General features: G+C 64.3%; 14 protein-coding genes and 1 pseudogene. 12 read left to right on the top strand and 3 right to left on the bottom strand.

The genetic code is table 11. The features are described 5' to 3' along the window. Window positions 1-120: 120 nt before the first annotated feature. Window positions 121-669, top strand: coding sequence for a tetratricopeptide repeat protein (locus PCLY_RS17245; protein WP_061240848.1), 549 nt, complete (start codon window positions 121-123; stop codon window positions 667-669). Between the two features lie 37 nt (window positions 670-706). On the opposite strand, the gene PCLY_RS17240 is transcribed toward PCLY_RS17245, so the two are convergent. After that, window positions 707-1,030 carry a DUF1820 family protein gene (locus PCLY_RS17240; RefSeq protein WP_013717157.1) on the bottom strand — a complete coding sequence of 108 codons (324 nt, stop codon included), beginning with the start codon at window positions 1,028-1,030 and terminating at the stop codon, window positions 707-709. A gap of 155 nt (window positions 1,031-1,185) precedes the next feature. On the opposite strand from PCLY_RS17240, the gene miaB reads away from it, so the two are divergent. The 5 genes from miaB (at window position 1,186) to lnt (ending at window position 6,564) form a co-directional block, all read left to right on the top strand. After that, the gene (gene miaB / locus PCLY_RS17235) at window positions 1,186-2,529 is read left to right on the top strand and encodes a tRNA (N6-isopentenyl adenosine(37)-C2)-methylthiotransferase MiaB (RefSeq protein ID WP_061240847.1); all 1,344 of its coding nucleotides are present in this window, start codon (window positions 1,186-1,188) and stop codon (window positions 2,527-2,529) included. 86 nt (window positions 2,530-2,615) lie between these two features. Continuing rightward, a complete protein-coding gene (locus PCLY_RS17230; protein WP_061241599.1) occupies window positions 2,616-3,608 on the top strand; it encodes a PhoH family protein in 993 nt (330 codons plus the stop codon). After that, window positions 3,601-4,080: an rRNA maturation RNase YbeY gene (ybeY, locus tag PCLY_RS17225; protein ID WP_061240846.1), complete on the top strand. Its 480-nt coding sequence runs from the start codon at window positions 3,601-3,603 to the stop codon at window positions 4,078-4,080. Before PCLY_RS17230 ends, ybeY begins: the two co-directional genes overlap by 8 nt. Window positions 4,081-4,086: 6 nt before the next feature. Then, complete coding sequence (locus PCLY_RS17220) at window positions 4,087-4,926, top strand: HlyC/CorC family transporter (protein WP_061240845.1); 840 nt, start codon at window positions 4,087-4,089, stop codon at window positions 4,924-4,926. 114 nt (window positions 4,927-5,040) lie between these two features. Further along, window positions 5,041-6,564, top strand: a complete 1,524-nt coding sequence (gene lnt / locus PCLY_RS17215; RefSeq protein ID WP_061240844.1) for an apolipoprotein N-acyltransferase — start codon at window positions 5,041-5,043, stop codon at window positions 6,562-6,564. 148 nt (window positions 6,565-6,712) lie between these two features. Here lnt and PCLY_RS17210 read toward each other — a convergent pair whose 3' ends face one another. Together PCLY_RS17210 and PCLY_RS17205 are read right to left on the bottom strand one after the other, a co-directional pair. Next, entirely contained in the window at window positions 6,713-7,489 is a 777-nt protein-coding gene (locus PCLY_RS17210; protein ID WP_061240843.1) for a YdcF family protein, read from the bottom strand. Between the two features lie 24 nt (window positions 7,490-7,513). Then, entirely contained in the window at window positions 7,514-7,942 is a 429-nt protein-coding gene (locus PCLY_RS17205) for a hypothetical protein (RefSeq protein ID WP_061240842.1), read from the bottom strand. A 177-nt stretch (window positions 7,943-8,119) separates the two neighbouring features. Here PCLY_RS17205 and leuS point away from each other — a divergent pair, with 177 nt between their 5' ends. From leuS to lipA, 6 genes and pseudogenes are all read left to right on the top strand, one after another. Then, window positions 8,120-10,732 carry a leucine--tRNA ligase gene (gene leuS, locus PCLY_RS17200; protein WP_061240841.1) on the top strand — a complete coding sequence of 871 codons (2,613 nt, stop codon included), beginning with the start codon at window positions 8,120-8,122 and terminating at the stop codon, window positions 10,730-10,732. Window positions 10,733-10,786: 54 nt separating this feature from the next. Next, window positions 10,787-11,398 (top strand): LPS-assembly lipoprotein LptE, encoded by a 612-nt coding sequence (locus PCLY_RS17195; RefSeq protein ID WP_061240840.1) that lies wholly within the window; start codon window positions 10,787-10,789, stop codon window positions 11,396-11,398. A gap of 56 nt (window positions 11,399-11,454) precedes the next feature. Further along, complete coding sequence (gene holA / locus PCLY_RS17190; protein WP_061240839.1) at window positions 11,455-12,486, top strand: DNA polymerase III subunit delta; 1,032 nt, start codon at window positions 11,455-11,457, stop codon at window positions 12,484-12,486. An 87-nt stretch (window positions 12,487-12,573) separates the two neighbouring features. Next, window positions 12,574-12,720, top strand: a pseudogene (gene arfA, locus PCLY_RS24555) (alternative ribosome rescue factor ArfA); the annotation flags it as partial. A gap of 81 nt (window positions 12,721-12,801) precedes the next feature. After that, entirely contained in the window at window positions 12,802-14,058 is a 1,257-nt protein-coding gene (locus PCLY_RS17185; RefSeq protein WP_061240838.1) for a lytic murein transglycosylase, read from the top strand. 174 nt (window positions 14,059-14,232) lie between these two features. Then, a complete protein-coding gene (gene lipA / locus PCLY_RS17180; RefSeq protein ID WP_061240837.1) occupies window positions 14,233-15,285 on the top strand; it encodes a lipoyl synthase in 1,053 nt (350 codons plus the stop codon). Window positions 15,286-15,307: the final 22 nt, after the last annotated feature.

The raw sequence follows: 15,307 nt of genomic DNA, 5'->3' as shown, positions 1-15,307 counted from the left end.
AAACAGCCCGGTAAAGCCTTTGTAACAAGCCCCCGGTTTATTCCATAATGCGACGGCCGGCACGCCTTGCGCCGGCCGGGCACGTCACCCGCCCTGAACTGCCGAGGTCCCGTTATCCAGATGAACCGCACCGGCCGCACCCTGTCCCTGGGCTGCCTGTTGCTTTTCCTCCCGCTGTTTGCGTTCGCAGGCGGCAACTCCCTGCTGATCCCAGCCAGCGGCAGCTGTGCCCTGAACGCCTCCCCCGAAGAGATGCCCGACGCCCTGGCCAGTTGCCAGGAAATGGCGCGCGCCGGCAGCATGCAGGCGGCCTATGAGCTGGGTGAGTACTACTACGACGGCAAGCGTACCCCGCGCGACCTCAAGCAGGCCCTGACCTGGTTCGAACGCGCCTCGCTGCAAGGGCACGCCGAAGCGCAACTGCGCCTGGGCACCATGTTCTTCCGGGGCGAAGGCGTACCGGCCAACAATGTGCAGGCTTACATCGTGCTGAAGATGGCGTCGGTCAATGGCTCGGACGAAGCCATGGACAGTGCCGACCTGGTCTCGGCACAGATGCGTCGCGACGAACTGGAAATCGCCAGCCAGGTGCTGGGACAGATCTTCCGCAGCTACCTGCTGGAACTGCAGACCGCCGAAGGCCGCTCGCCCTTCTCGCCACTGCCTTAAAAACGCGGGTGCGCGCGGCGCCCCTAGGGCTCCGGGCTTACTTGTCCGGCATCGGCATGGGGAACGGCATCACGTTGCCGCCGCCCTTGGCTTCGCTGATCTTCGCCGTGCCCAGACGCTCCACCTCGTCGATACGGATGATCGCGTGCATCGGCACGAAGCTGCGCACCACACCTTCGAACTGCGCCTTGAGCTTCTCCTCGCTGGGGTCGACCACCAGCTGACTGCGTTCGCCGAAGACGAATTCCTCCACCTCCAGAAAACCCCACAGATCGCTCTGATAGATCTGTTTGGCATACATCTCGTACACCTGGCCCTGGTTGAGGAAAATCACCTTGTAGATGGGATCGCGCTTGCTCATGAAGACTCGAAGTCAGGAAAAACGGGGCGCGCAGGATAGCACAGCCCGGCAAGCGTAGCCCGGATGCAATCCGGGCTACGGGAACTGAGCGGTAGCATCCACTTTGGCACAGGCCTATAATGCGCGGTCATTTTTTAACCACCTCAGACAGTGCCATGACCAAGAAGCTCTATATCGAAACCCACGGTTGCCAGATGAACGAGTACGACAGCTCGCGCATGGTCGACCTGCTGGGCGAGCATCAGGCCCTGGAGGTCACGGAAAAACCCGAAGAAGCCGACGTGATCCTGCTCAATACCTGCTCGATCCGCGAGAAGGCGCAGGACAAGGTGTTCTCCCAGCTCGGCCGCTGGCGCGAGCTGAAGCAGGCCAACCCGGATCTGGTGATCGGCGTCGGCGGCTGCGTGGCCAGCCAGGAAGGCGCAGCGATCCGCGACCGTGCGCCCTACGTCGATGTGGTGTTCGGCCCGCAGACCCTGCACCGCCTGCCGGAAATGATCGACGCGGCGCGCACCACCAAGACCGCCCAGGTGGACATCAGCTTCCCCGAGATCGAGAAGTTCGACCGCCTGCCCGAGCCGCGCGTCGACGGCCCCAGCGCCTTCGTCTCGGTGATGGAAGGCTGCAGCAAGTACTGCACCTTCTGCGTGGTGCCCTACACCCGTGGCGAGGAAGTCAGCCGCCCGCTGGTCGATGTGCTGATGGAAATAACCTCCCTGACCGAGAAGGGCGTGAAGGAAATCACCCTGCTCGGGCAGAACGTCAACGGCTACCGTGGCGAAGCGCCGGACGGCCATATCGCCGACTTCGCCGAGCTGCTGCATGCCGTGGCAGCCCTCGATGGTGTGGAGCGTATCCGCTACACCACCAGCCACCCGCTGGAGTTCTCCGACGCGATCATCGCAGCCCATGCCGAGATTCCGCAGCTGGTGAAATACCTGCACCTGCCGGTGCAGTCCGGCTCGGATCGCATCCTTGCGGCGATGAAGCGCAACCACACCGCACTGGAGTACAAGTCGCGCATCCGCAAGCTGCGCGCGGCGGTGCCGGACATCCTGATCAGCTCGGACTTCATCGTCGGCTTCCCTGGCGAGACCGAGAAGGACTTCGAGCAGACAATGAAGCTGATCGAGGACGTCGGCTTCGACTTCTCCTTTTCCTTCATCTACAGCTCGCGTCCGGGCACCCCGGCAGCCGACCTGGTCGACGACACCCCGGACGAAGTGAAGAAGCAGCGCCTGGCTCTGCTGCAGCACCGCATCAGCCAGAACGGCTTCGAGAACAGCCGACGCATGGTCGGCACGGTGCAGCGCATCCTGGTCAGCGACTATTCGAAGAAGGACCCAGGCATGCTCCAGGGCCGTACCGAGCAGAACCGCATCGTCAACTTCCGTTGCGACAACCCGCGCCTGATCGGCCAGTTCGTCGACGTGCACATCGACGATGCCCTGCCGCATTCGCTGCGCGGCACTCTGCTGGATGCCGGCACCCTCCACTAATGTAGCGGGCGCCCCCACTTGCGTTGTGGGCGCCCGGCGTTATGCTGCCTTTCAACCCCCAGACAAGTGACGATCACACCATCACCTTGAACGCCTCTCTAGAACCTCATCGCTTCACCCTCGAACCTTTCGAGGCCCGCCGTTTCGCCAACCTCTGCGGCCAGTTCGACGAGCATCTGCGCCTGATCGAAGAGCGCCTCGGCCTGGAAATCCGCAACCGTGGCAACCAGTTCGAGCTGCTTGGCGGCGCCGACAAGACCCAGGCCGCCGAAACCCTGCTGCGCAAGCTGTACCGCGAAACCAAAGCCACCGAGCTGTCGCCCGATCTGGTGCACCTGTATCTGCAGGAGTCCGGTGTCGAAGAGCTGGTCAACCCGAGCAACCTGCCTCAGGTGACCCTGCGCACCAAGAAGGGCGTGATCAAGCCGCGCGGCGCCAACCAGCAGCGCTACGTCAAGGCGATCCTCGACAACGACATCAACTTCGGCATCGGCCCCGCCGGTACCGGCAAGACCTACCTGGCCGTGGCCTGCGCGGTGGACGCGCTGGAGCGCGAGCAGGTACGCCGCATTCTGCTGGTGCGCCCGGCGGTGGAGGCCGGCGAGAAGCTCGGCTTCCTGCCCGGCGACCTGGCACAGAAGATCGACCCCTACCTGCGCCCACTGTACGACGCGCTGTACGAGATGCTCGGCTTCGAGTACGTGGCCAAACTGATCGAGAAGCAAGTCATCGAGATTGCGCCGCTGGCCTACATGCGCGGGCGCACGCTTAACAACAGCTTCATCATTCTCGACGAGAGTCAGAACACCACCGTCGAGCAGATGAAGATGTTCCTCACCCGTATCGGTTTCGGCTCCACCGCCGTGATCACCGGCGATATCACCCAGGTCGACCTGCCGCGCGGCACCAAGAGCGGCCTGGCGCACGTAATTGAGGTACTGCGTGACGTGCCTGGCATCAGCTTCACCCATTTCAAGCCCAAGGACGTCGTGCGCCACCCATTGGTGCAGCGCATCGTCGAAGCCTACGAACGCCACGACGCACGCCTGAACGGCAAGGGCGACAGCCACGATGCTTGAACTGGATCTGCAACTGGCCAGCGACGGCCAGCACCCGGACGAGGCGCAACTGCGCCGCTGGTGCGAACTGGCCTTGCGCCAGCGCACCGCCGATTCGGAGCTGACCATTCGCCTGGTCGACGAGGCCGAAGGCCGCGAGCTGAACCACACCTGGCGGCACAAGGACTACGCCACCAACGTATTGTCCTTCCCTGCCGAGATTCCCGATGGGATTCTCGACATCCCGCTGCTGGGCGATCTGGTGATCTGCGTGCCGGTGGTCGAGCGCGAGGCGGCCGAGCAAGGCAAGGCCCTGCACGCGCACTGGGCCCACCTGGTGATCCACGGCTGCCTGCACCTGCTGGGCTATGACCATATCGAGGAAGACGAAGCCCTCGAGATGGAAGAACTGGAACGACAATTGCTCGCCGAACTGGGTCACCCCGACCCTTATGCGGACGACGAATCTCCTATTGATAAGGACCCCGAGTAAAACGCCATGAGCGAAGACCGATCGAGCAACGAGCAGAAGTCCTGGTTCAACAAGCTGACCCAGGCTTTTGCTCATGAACCAAGGAACCGCCAGGAACTGCTGGAAGTCCTGCGCGAAGCCCACCAGAACAAACTGCTCGACAGCGAAGCGCTGGCCATTGTCGAAGGCGCCATTCAGGTCGCCGACCTGCAGGTTCGCGACATCATGGTCCCGCGCTCGCAGATGATCAGCATCAAGGCCACCCAGACGCCCCGCGAATTCCTGCCCGCCATCATCGACGCCGCCCACTCGCGTTACCCGGTGGTCGGCGAGAGCCTCGACGACGTCATCGGCATTCTCCTGGCCAAGGATCTGCTGCCGCTGATCCTGCAGGGCGAACAGCCCAACTTCAACATCAAGGATCTGCTGCGCCCGGCCACTTTCGTGCCCGAATCCAAGCGCCTCAACGTGCTGCTGCGCGAGTTTCGCGCCAACCACAACCACATGGCCGTGGTCATCGACGAATACGGCGGCGTTGCCGGCCTGGTGACCATCGAAGACGTGCTCGAACAGATCGTCGGCGACATCGAGGACGAGCACGATGTCGAGGAAGACGGCTACATCAAGCCGCTGCCCTCCGGCGACTACCTGATCAAGGCGCTGACGCCCATCGACAGCTTCAACGAGACCTTCGACAGCGAGTTCTCCGACGACGAGTACGACACCGTCGGCGGTCTGGTGATGAATGCCTTCGGCCACCTGCCCAAGCGCAACGAAGTCACCGAGATCGGCGAGTTCCGCTTCCGCGTGCTCAATGCCGACAGCCGCCGCATCCACCTGCTGCGCCTGACCCCGGTCAGCCGCTGACAGCTGGTATCCGGGGATGGCGAGCGCGCCTCCCCGGATTGCATCCGGCTACGACTTGCCGCCTGCCACTGCCTGCCCCTACCCTTGCGCCACCCTGATTCCAAGGATCAACCCATGCTGCAATGGATCACTCGTCCGGGCTGGCCCGGCCACCTGCTCGCCTGCGGCGCAGGCGCACTGACCACCCTGGCGCTCGCCCCGTTCGATCTCTGGCCATTGGCCGTGCTGTCCATTGCCCTGTTCTATTTCGGCCTGCGCCATCTGCGCCCCGGCCAGGCAGCGCTACGCGGCTGGAGCTATGGCTTCGGCCTGTTCGCCTCTGGCACCAGCTGGGTGTATGTCAGCATCCACGACTACGGCGCCGCCTCCCCCGCATTGGCGGGTGCTCTCACCCTGGGCTTCGTCGCAGGCCTGGGCCTGCTCTTCGCCCTGACCGCCGCCCTCTGGGCACGCTGGCTACGTCGCAGCGAAGCGCCGCTGGCCGATGCCCTGGCGTTCGCCGCGCTGTGGGTCGCTCAGGAAGTGTTTCGCGGCTGGTTCCTCACCGGCTTCCCCTGGCTGTATGCCGGCTACAGCCAGCTCGACGGCCCGCTGAGCGGTCTGGTGCCGGTTGGCGGGGTCTGGCTGGCGTCCTTCGTCATTGCCCTGTCGGCAGCGCTGATCGTCAATCTGGAGCGCCTGCGCCCGCACAAACCGCGCTACGTCTGCGCCCTGCTCCTGCTGCTGAGCCCCTGGCTCGCTGGCCTGGCCCTGAAGGATCACAACTGGGCGCGACCATCGGGCAACAGCCTCAGCGTCGCCGCCGTGCAGGGCAACGTCGAGCAGAGCATGAAATGGGATCCGGCCCAGCTCAACGCGCAGCTCGCGCTTTATCGCGATCTCAGCTTCAGCGCCAAGCCGGTCGACATTCTGGTCTGGCCGGAAACGGCGATCCCGGTGCTCAAGGACATGGCCCAGGGCTATATCGGCGTGATGGACCGCTTCGCCCGTGACCGCAACAGCGCGCTGATCACAGGCGTTCCCGTGCGCCAGTCCAACGAGCACGGGGAAATTCGTTACTACAACGCCATCACCAGCTTCGGCGAAGGCCAGGGCACCTACCTCAAGCAGAAGCTGGTGCCATTCGGCGAGTACGTGCCCCTGCAGGACCTGCTGCGCGGCTTGATCGCCTTCTTCGACCTGCCCATGTCCGACTTCGCCCGCGGCCCGGCCGACCAACAGCCGCTACTGGCCAAGGGACATCACATCGCGCCGTTCATCTGTTACGAAGTGGTCTATCCGGAGTTCGCGGCAGCGCTGGCGGCGGATAGCGACATCCTCCTGACCGTGAGCAACGACGCCTGGTTCGGCACCTCCATCGGCCCGCTGCAGCACCTGCAGATGGCGCAGATGCGTGCACTGGAAGCAGGGCGCTGGATGATCCGCGCCACCAACAACGGCATGACCGTGGTGATCGACCCACAGGGGCGCATCCAGTTCAGCCTGCCACAGTTCGAACGCGGCGTGCTGTACGGTGAGGTCCTGCCCATGCAGGGGCTGACGCCCTATCTGCAGTGGCGCATCTGGCCGCTGGCGATACTCTGCGCCCTACTGCTGGGCTGGGCGCTGCTGGCCAGCCGCATGGCCAAGACGGTATAGGAGTAGCGGAGCGAGACACCGAACAGGCCTTGAAGCGCGATCGAGCCGCCAAGCCACAGAACCGTAGGAGCGGCTGGGCGGCACACCGCTTCAGCCGCGAAAGCTCTGCCAGCCTCGCTCGCGGCTAAAGCCGCTCCTACGCGAAGGTTCAGCCTCGATCACCGCCATATATCAGCGGATAGCTCAGCAGGCCAATGACCTCATTGAGCAACTGACTGCTCTGCCAGATCACCCGTGACTCGGGCAGCCAACCGCCCAGGGGCCGGCTGTAGCCGGCACTGAGGTAGCCCATGGGCGCGCTGATCACCTCGAAACCGGCCTGCTCGAAACACCAGCGCGCCCGCGGCATATGCCAGGCCTGGGTGACCAGCACCACGCGTCGTACGCCCTGCGGCTGCAACAACCGCGCGCTGAGCACAGCGTTCTCCCAGGTGGTGCGGCTTTCCTCCTCCAGCCAGCGGATGTTCAGGCCGTAATCCCGGTTCATGGTATCGGCCATCAGTGCAGCTTCGCTGGGCGGCTGGCCGTAATGCAGGCCACCAGTGGCTGCCAGGGGCAGGCCAGACGCACGCGCCAGACGAGCGGCGTAGCGCAGCCGCTCCAGGGCCATCAGCCCCGGCTGATCGGTTCCACCCCAACCCGGATCGTTCTGCTCGCGCCCGGCGCCGAGAATCACGATGGCATCGGCACGCTGCGCCAGCGTCGGCCACTGCGTCTGCTCCAGTACCGGCTCACGCTCGAGCCAGGCGGCGCTCCACTGCATCACCGCCGGCAGGCTCATCAGCCACAGCCCAGCGAAACCGACGGCAAAACACGTAACCGCCACTCGCGGAAAGCGGCGGCGCAGCCACCAACCCAGCAAAATCAGCAGGAGCAGAACGCCTGGCGGCATCAGCAATTGTTTGAGGATGTAGCGAATCGGCATCAGGCACCTCCGGGGCGCCCAAGCCTAACGAGGTTTACCGCTACGAAACAACTTCGAACCACAGGCCTGACAGGCCTGTGCATCCTGCCCGCGATGCCAGCTCACCGCGGTGCCACAAAGCGCACAGCAAAGCGCCTGACGGCGCTTCATCAGCGGCTTGACCCTGGCCATCGGTTTGCCGCCGGCGGCCTTGGCGCTACGCAGTGGCTGGCGCTGGATCAACGCCAACTCCTCGGCCGCTGCGTGCCAACCGCGCAGCCAGTGCAGGTCGCGATTGAGATAGGCGCGGATCAGCTCCAGCTCCGCCGGACTCAATCCATCGAGCTCCAGCTCGCGCAGCGGCTCGGCATGCAGGCGGTTGGCGGTGTCGGCCTCCTCCAGCGCCAAGGCAAGCCTTTGCAGCAGTCGTTCGTAAAGACCACCACCCCGTTCCGCCTGCCAAGCATCGACCATCTAACACCTCGCGAGCCCCGACGACTGCGGGCCTTGAGTAAAGCTTAGCGAAGGCCCTGCAGGCAGCCTGGCGCCGCGACAAACGGCGGGGGCAGCACAATCGGGTTTCCCTCGGCAGACGGCGCTCATGTATGCTACGACGTTTTCCGCAAGCCCCATTCCTTCAGCGCCAGAGCCATGCACGAACAGTACTCGCCCCGTGAAATAGAAGCCGCCGCGCAGTCCCACTGGGACGCGCAAAAATCCTTCGTCGTCAGCGAACAGCCCGGCAAGGACACCTTCTACTGCCTGTCGATGTTCCCCTACCCCAGCGGCAAGCTACACATGGGGCATGTGCGCAACTACACCATCGGTGACGTGATCGCGCGCTACCAGCGCATGCAGGGCAAGAACGTGCTGCAGCCGATGGGCTGGGACGCCTTCGGCATGCCGGCGGAAAACGCCGCGATGAAGAACCAGGTGGCGCCGGCCAAGTGGACTTACGAGAACATCGCCTACATGAAGTCCCAGCTCAAATCGCTGGGCCTGGCCATCGACTGGACACGCGAAGTCACCACCTGCAAGCCGGATTACTACCGCTGGGAACAGTGGCTGTTCACCCGCCTGTTCGAGAAGGGCGTGATCTACCGCAAGAACGGCACCGTCAACTGGGACCCGGTGGACCAGACCGTACTGGCCAACGAGCAGGTCATCGACGGCCGTGGCTGGCGTTCGGGCGCGCTGATCGAGAAGCGCGAAATCCCGATGTACTACTTCAAGATCACCGCTTACGCCGAAGAGCTGCTGAGCAGCCTGGATGAGCTCGATGGCTGGCCCGAGCAGGTCAAGACCATGCAGCGCAACTGGATCGGCAAGAGTTTCGGTGCCGACATCGTCTTCGACTACGACGTCGCCAGCATCGGCATCGACGGCCAACTGAAGGTTTACTCGACCCGCCCCGACACCCTGATGGGTGCCACCTACGTCGCCGTGGCCGCCGAGCACCCGCTGGCCCAGCGCGCTGCCGAGGGCAACCCGGCCATCGCCGCCTTCATCGCCGAGTGCAAGGCCGGCTCCGTGGCCGAGGCCGACATGGCCACCATGGAGAAGAAAGGCCTGGCCACCGGCCAGTTCGTCACTCATCCGCTGACCGGCGACAAGCTGCCGGTATTCGTCGCCAACTACGTGCTGTGGGGCTACGGCGAAGGCGCGGTGATGGCCGTACCGGCGCATGACGAGCGCGACTTCGAATTCGCGGGCAAGTACGACCTGCCGATCAAGCAGGTCTACACCGGCGAAGGCAAGGACTACGACGCCAGCACCTGGCAGGACTGGTACGGCGACAAGACCGGCCTGACCACCATCAATTCCGGCAAGTACGACGGTCTGGACTTCAGCGCCGCTTTCGACGCCATCGTCGGCGACCTGGAAGCCAGCGCGCACGGCACCCGCAAGACCCAGTTCCGCCTGCGCGACTGGGGCATCAGCCGCCAGCGCTACTGGGGCTGCCCGATCCCGATCATCCACTGCGACAGCTGTGGCGACGTGCCGGTACCGGAAGACCAGTTGCCAGTGGTGCTGCCCGAGGACGTGGTGCCGGATGGCGCCGGCTCGCCGCTGGCCAAGATGCCCGAGTTCTACGAATGCAGCTGCCCGAAATGCGGCGCCCCGGCCAAGCGCGAAACCGACACCATGGACACCTTCGTCGAGTCGTCCTGGTACTTCGCCCGCTATGCCAGCCCGAACTACGACAAGGGCATGGTCGATCCGGCTGCGGCCAACCACTGGCTGCCGGTGGATCAGTACATCGGCGGCATCGAGCACGCCATCCTGCACCTGCTGTACGCGCGCTTCTTCCACAAGCTAATGCGCGACGAGGGCCTGGTGTCCTCCAACGAGCCGTTCAAGAACCTGCTGACCCAGGGCATGGTGGTCGCCGAGACCTATTACCGCACCCTGGAAAACGGCGGCAAGGACTGGTTCAACCCGGCCGACGTCGAAGTCGAGCGTGATACCAAGGCCAAGGTCATCGGCGCCAAGCTCAAGAGCGACGGCCTGGCCGTGGAAATCGGCGGCACCGAGAAGATGTCCAAGTCGAAGAACAACGGTGTCGACCCGCAGGACATGATCGATGCTTACGGCGCCGACACCTGCCGCCTGTTCATGATGTTCGCCTCGCCGCCCGACCAGAGCTGCGAATGGTCGGATGCCGGCGTCGAAGGCGCCAACCGCTTCCTGCGTCGCGTCTGGCGTCTGGCCCACAGCCATGTCGCCGCCGGCCTGCCGGACCAGCTGGATGTCGCCGCGCTGTCCGACGAGCAGAAAGCCGTGCGCCGCGCCATTCACCTGGCGATCAAGCAGGCCAGCAACGATATCGGCCAGCACCACAAGTTCAACACCGCCGTCGCCCAGGTGATGACGCTGATGAACGTGCTGGAAAAGGCTGCCACCGCGACCGAACAGGATCGCGCACTGGTTCACGAAGGCCTGCAAGTCGTCACCCTGCTGCTGGCGCCGATCACCCCGCACATCAGCCACGAACTGTGGCAGCGCCTCGGTCACGCCGATGCGGTGATCGATGCGCAATGGCCGCAGGTCGACGAGTCCGCTCTGGTGCAGGACAGCCTGACCCTGGTGGTACAGGTCAACGGCAAGCTGCGCGGGCAGATCGAGGTTCCGGCATCCGCTTCCCGCGAAGAGGTCGAAGCCGCCGCCCGCGCCAACGAGAACGTGCTGCGCTTCACCGAAGGCCTGAGCATTCGCAAGGTCATCGTGGTGCCAGGCAAGCTGGTCAACATAGTCGCCAACTGATTAAGCTCGGCGCCACACATGTGTGGCGTCGTGATCCGCCAAGGGGATATGAGAATGATGAAACGGAATCTGCTGGTCATCGGCCTGGCTGGCCTGCTCAGCGCGTGCGGTTTCCAGCTGCGCGGCACCGGCGATGTGCAGTTCGCCCTGAAGGAACTCGATGTCAGCGCGCGCGACGCCTATGGCGATACCGTGCAGCAAGTGCGTGAAGTACTGGAAAACAACGATGTCCGCGTTTACGCCGGCGCGCCCTACAAGCTGGTGATCACCCGCGAAACCGAGAATCGTCGCAGTGCCAGCTACAGCAGCGGCGCACGTACCGCCGAGTACGAGCTGACCATGCGCCTGGAATATGAGATCCGCGGCGCGAAGAACCTGCTGCTGACCGGTAACGAGGTGGAAGTGCAGAACTACTACCAGCAGGACGATAACAACCTGGCCGGCTCCGACCAGGAAGCGGCTCAACTGCGCGGCGAGCTGCGCCGTGAAATGATCCAGCAACTTGCGCAGAACCTGCAGCAGATCACCCCTGAGCATCTGGACCAACTGCAGCAGACCGCCGAAGCCCGCGCCAAGGCAGAAGCCGAAGCCCTGGAAGCGGCGCGTCGTGCTCGCGAAAGCCAGGTCGCCCCGCAGCAGTCGCCGATCGAACTGCCGGTCCAGTAACGGCACCAGGGCCGCTGCGGTGGCCCTGATCCACTCGCCTCGATGGCATCACCTCGATGAAGCTCGCCCCCGCCCAGCTCGGCAAACACCTGCAAGGCTCTCTCGCACCGGTCTATGCGATCAGCGGTGACGAGCCGCTGTTGTGCCAGGAAACCGCTGACGCCATCCGCAATACCTGCCGCCAGCAGGGTTTCGGCGAACGCCAGGTGTTCAATGCCGAAGCCAACTTCGACTGGGGCAATCTGCTGCAGGCGGGCGCGAGCCTGTCGCTGTTCGCCGAGAAGCGTCTGCTGGAGTTGCGCCTGCCGTCCGGCAAGCCTGGCGACAAGGGCGCCGCAGCCTTGCTGGAATACCTGGCCCGGCCGCCCGAGGACACCGTCCTGTTGCTGAGCCTGCCCAAGCTCGACGGTAGCACGCAGAAATCCAAATGGGCCAAGGCCCTGATCGACGGCCAGGCCTGCCAGTTCATCCAGATCTGGCCGGTGGATGCCAACCAGTTACCGCAGTGGATTCGCCAGCGCCTGGCCCAGGCCGGCCTCAGCGCCAGCGCCGACGCTGTGGACATGATCGCCGCACGGGTGGAAGGCAACCTGCTGGCTGCCGCCCAGGAAGTGGAAAAACTCAAGCTGCTCGCCACAGGCAACCAGATCGACGCTGAAACCGTCCAGGCTTCCGTGGCCGACAGCGCCCGCTTCGATGTATTCGGCCTGATCGACTGCGCGCTCGGCGGCGATGCCGCTCACGCCCTGCGCATGCTCGAAGGACTGCGCGGCGAAGGCGTGGAAACCCCGGTGATTCTCTGGGCCCTGGCACGCGAGATTCGCCTGCTGGCCTGCATCGCCCATCAGCAGAGCCAGGGCATCCCGCTGGACAAGGCCTTCTCCAGCGCTCGTCCGCCCGTATGGGACAAACGCAGACCGCTGGTCTCCAAGGCGCTGCAACGCCACAGCAGCAAGCGCTGGGGCCAGTTGCTGCAGCAGGCGCAGCTGATCGACGCGCAGATCAAGGGTCAGGCGCCTGGTAACCCCTGGAGCGAGCTGGCCATGCTGACCCTGCAGCTGTCCGGGCAACGGCTACGCCTCGACTGAGCCTGGGTACGCTGGACATTTTCTGTACAGCGGCGCATAGTCCGCGCCGTCTGCATTGGCGCAGACCAGTCTGCATGAGGAAACGCCATGAGCAAGAAAACCGGCAAACGGCCGAACAAGGCCAAATCCATCGTCGCCCAGCCACTGTTTCGCTCCCGCCAGGAACGACCACAGAAAGGCAAAGGCAGCTACCGCCGCGAAGCCTCCCACAATTGGGAGGCTTCTTGCTTTATGGGCCTCTTCGTTTCGCTGATAGCCCAGAATCCCCGTCGGGCATGCTAAGGTAACCGCCTGCTTAAACGCCCTGAGATAGACATGCCACACCAGTTTCCTCGTCGCGCCCTGGCTCTGCTTCCTCTCCTGCTACTGGCCGCCTGTGCCCAGGCCCCAGCGGAAAATCTGCCGACCGCCACGACTCCGGCAATGCCCCAGCCCACCATCGCAGTGCCATTGAGCAGTTTCGCCGACTGGCGCCAAGCCTTGCGCAGTGAAGCGATTGCCGCCGGCATCGACGCCAGCCTGTTCGACCACGCATTCGCCGGCATCAGCCCCGACCCTGCAGTGCTCAAGGCCGACAGCAGCCAGCCCGAGTTCACTCGCCCGGTGTGGGAGTATCTCGACGGCGCCGTGTCCTCCAGCCGTATTGGCCGTGGCCGAGTATTGCTGGCGCAGCACAACGCCGTACTGCAACGCATCGAACAGCAATATGGTGTCGAAGCGCAGATTCTGGTCGCCATCTGGGGCCTGGAAAGCAATTTCGGCAACAACATCGGTAGCAACAGTGTCATTCGCTCTCTCGCCACCCTCGCCTATGACGGTCGTCGTCAGGGTTTCTGGCGCGTGCAGTTGCTGGCCGCCCTGCAGATCCTGCAGAACGGCGACGTGGCCAGCGAGCGCATGATTGGCTCCTGGGCCGGCGCCATGGGCCAGACCCAGTTCATGCCCACGACCTACAACCAGCATGCGGTGGACTTCGACGGGGACGGCAAGCGCGACCTGTGGAACTCCTCGACCGATGCCCTGGCTTCGGCGGCGCACTACCTGCAGGCATCTGGCTGGCAGCGTGGCCAGCCCTGGGGCTTCGAGGTGAACCTGCCCGATGGCTTCGACTACGCCCTGGCCGACCCGGACCAGCGCCGCACGCTGGCCGAATGGGCCGAGCTTGGCGTACGTCCACTGGCGCCGACCGGCGCCGCCGCCAGCGCACGCGCCAGCCTGCAGTTGCCCGCCGGGCACAAGGGCCCGGCCTTCCTGCTGCTGGACAATTTCCGCAGCATCCTCAAGTACAACAACTCCACCTCCTACGCGCTGGCCATCGGCCTGCTGGCCGACAACCTGCTGCGCCCGAGCGAAGTCAAAGGGCAGTGGCCACGCGGCGAACGCCAGTTGGGGCGTAGCGAACGCGTCGAACTGCAGGAGTTGCTGACCAAGGCCGGATTCGATCCCGGCCCGGCCGACGGCATCATCGGCGCCAATACGCGCAAAGCCATCCGTGCCCTGCAGCTGCAACTGAACTGGCCAGCCGATGGCTACCCCAATACCGAGCTGCTGCAACAGCTGCGCGCACGCTAAGCCCAAACGCCGTCCCTGTTACCTGCCATCGCTGGCAGGCAACGGCCCGACCAGGCGTGTCATCGGCATTTTGTCGACAGGCGGCCCCAGCGTCTGCATACACCTTCTGTGGTAGACTGGCCGGCGGCCAAAAGCCACCTGCCCACGGAGCCTCTACCGGAGCCCTGATTTCCGATGTCCGACACCTCCTCGCCCAAATCCGTCGCCAGCGGCGAAAAATTCCGCACCGCCCAAGGCATCACCGCGATCAAGGATGGTCAGAAGCGCCGCGCCTCGGCCGAACCCCAGGTCTTCGAACCCAAACCCAAGTGGTTGCGAGTCAAGGCCCCTGGCGGCAGCCGCTTCGAAGCGGTCAAGCGCAACGTCGGCGAGCACCGCCTGAGCACCGTCTGCCAGGAGTCGCATTGCCCGAACATGGGCGAATGCTGGTCCAACGGCACGGCCACCATCATGCTGATGGGTTCGGTATGCACCCGCGCCTGCCGCTTCTGCGCCGTCGACACCGGCAACCCCAACGGCTGGCTGGATCTGGAAGAGCCACAAAACACCGCCAAGTCAGTAGAACTGATGGCGCTGCGTTACATCGTGCTGACCTCGGTAGACCGTGACGACCTGGAAGACGGCGGCGCCGGGCACTATGCGGCCTGCGTGCGCGCAATCAAGGAAAACACCCCACAAGTGGTAGTAGAGGCCCTGACGCCGGATTTCGACGGCGATCACCAGGCCATCGAGCGCGTGGTCGATTCCGGCCTGGAAGTCTTCGCGCAGAACGTCGAGACAGTCAAACGCCTGACCCATGTGGTGCGCGACCCACGCGCCGGCTACGAGAAGACCCTCAAGGTCCTCGAGCACGCCAAGAAGCACCGCCCCGACGTGCTGACCAAGACCAGCCTGATGCTGGGCCTGGGTGAAACCGACGAAGAGATCATCGAGACCATGGATGATCTGCGCGCCATCGGCGTCGACATCCTCACCCTCGGTCAATACCTGCAGCCCACGCGCAATCACCTCAAGGTGCAGCGCTGGGTCAGCCCGGAAGAGTTCAATCGCTTCCGTGACATCGGCCTGGAGAAGGGCTTCATGGAAGTCGCCGCTGGCCCGCTGGTGCGCTCCAGCTACCGCGCCGACCGCGTGTTCGAGAAGAACAACCTAGGCCTTGCCGCACCGGTTCCGGTGCCTGGCCAGGAAGTCGATACCAGCCTGATTCCGGCACTGAACCTGAACTGACGGGTAGCGTTGGATAAACGAA

Source organism: Ectopseudomonas composti, from assembly GCF_001567565.1.
In the GTDB taxonomy this organism is placed as follows: Bacteria; Pseudomonadota; Gammaproteobacteria; order Pseudomonadales; family Pseudomonadaceae; genus Aquipseudomonas; species Aquipseudomonas composti_A.
Note: the sequence above shows the minus strand (reverse complement) of the source record. Positions and strands in the feature narration are given on the sequence as shown.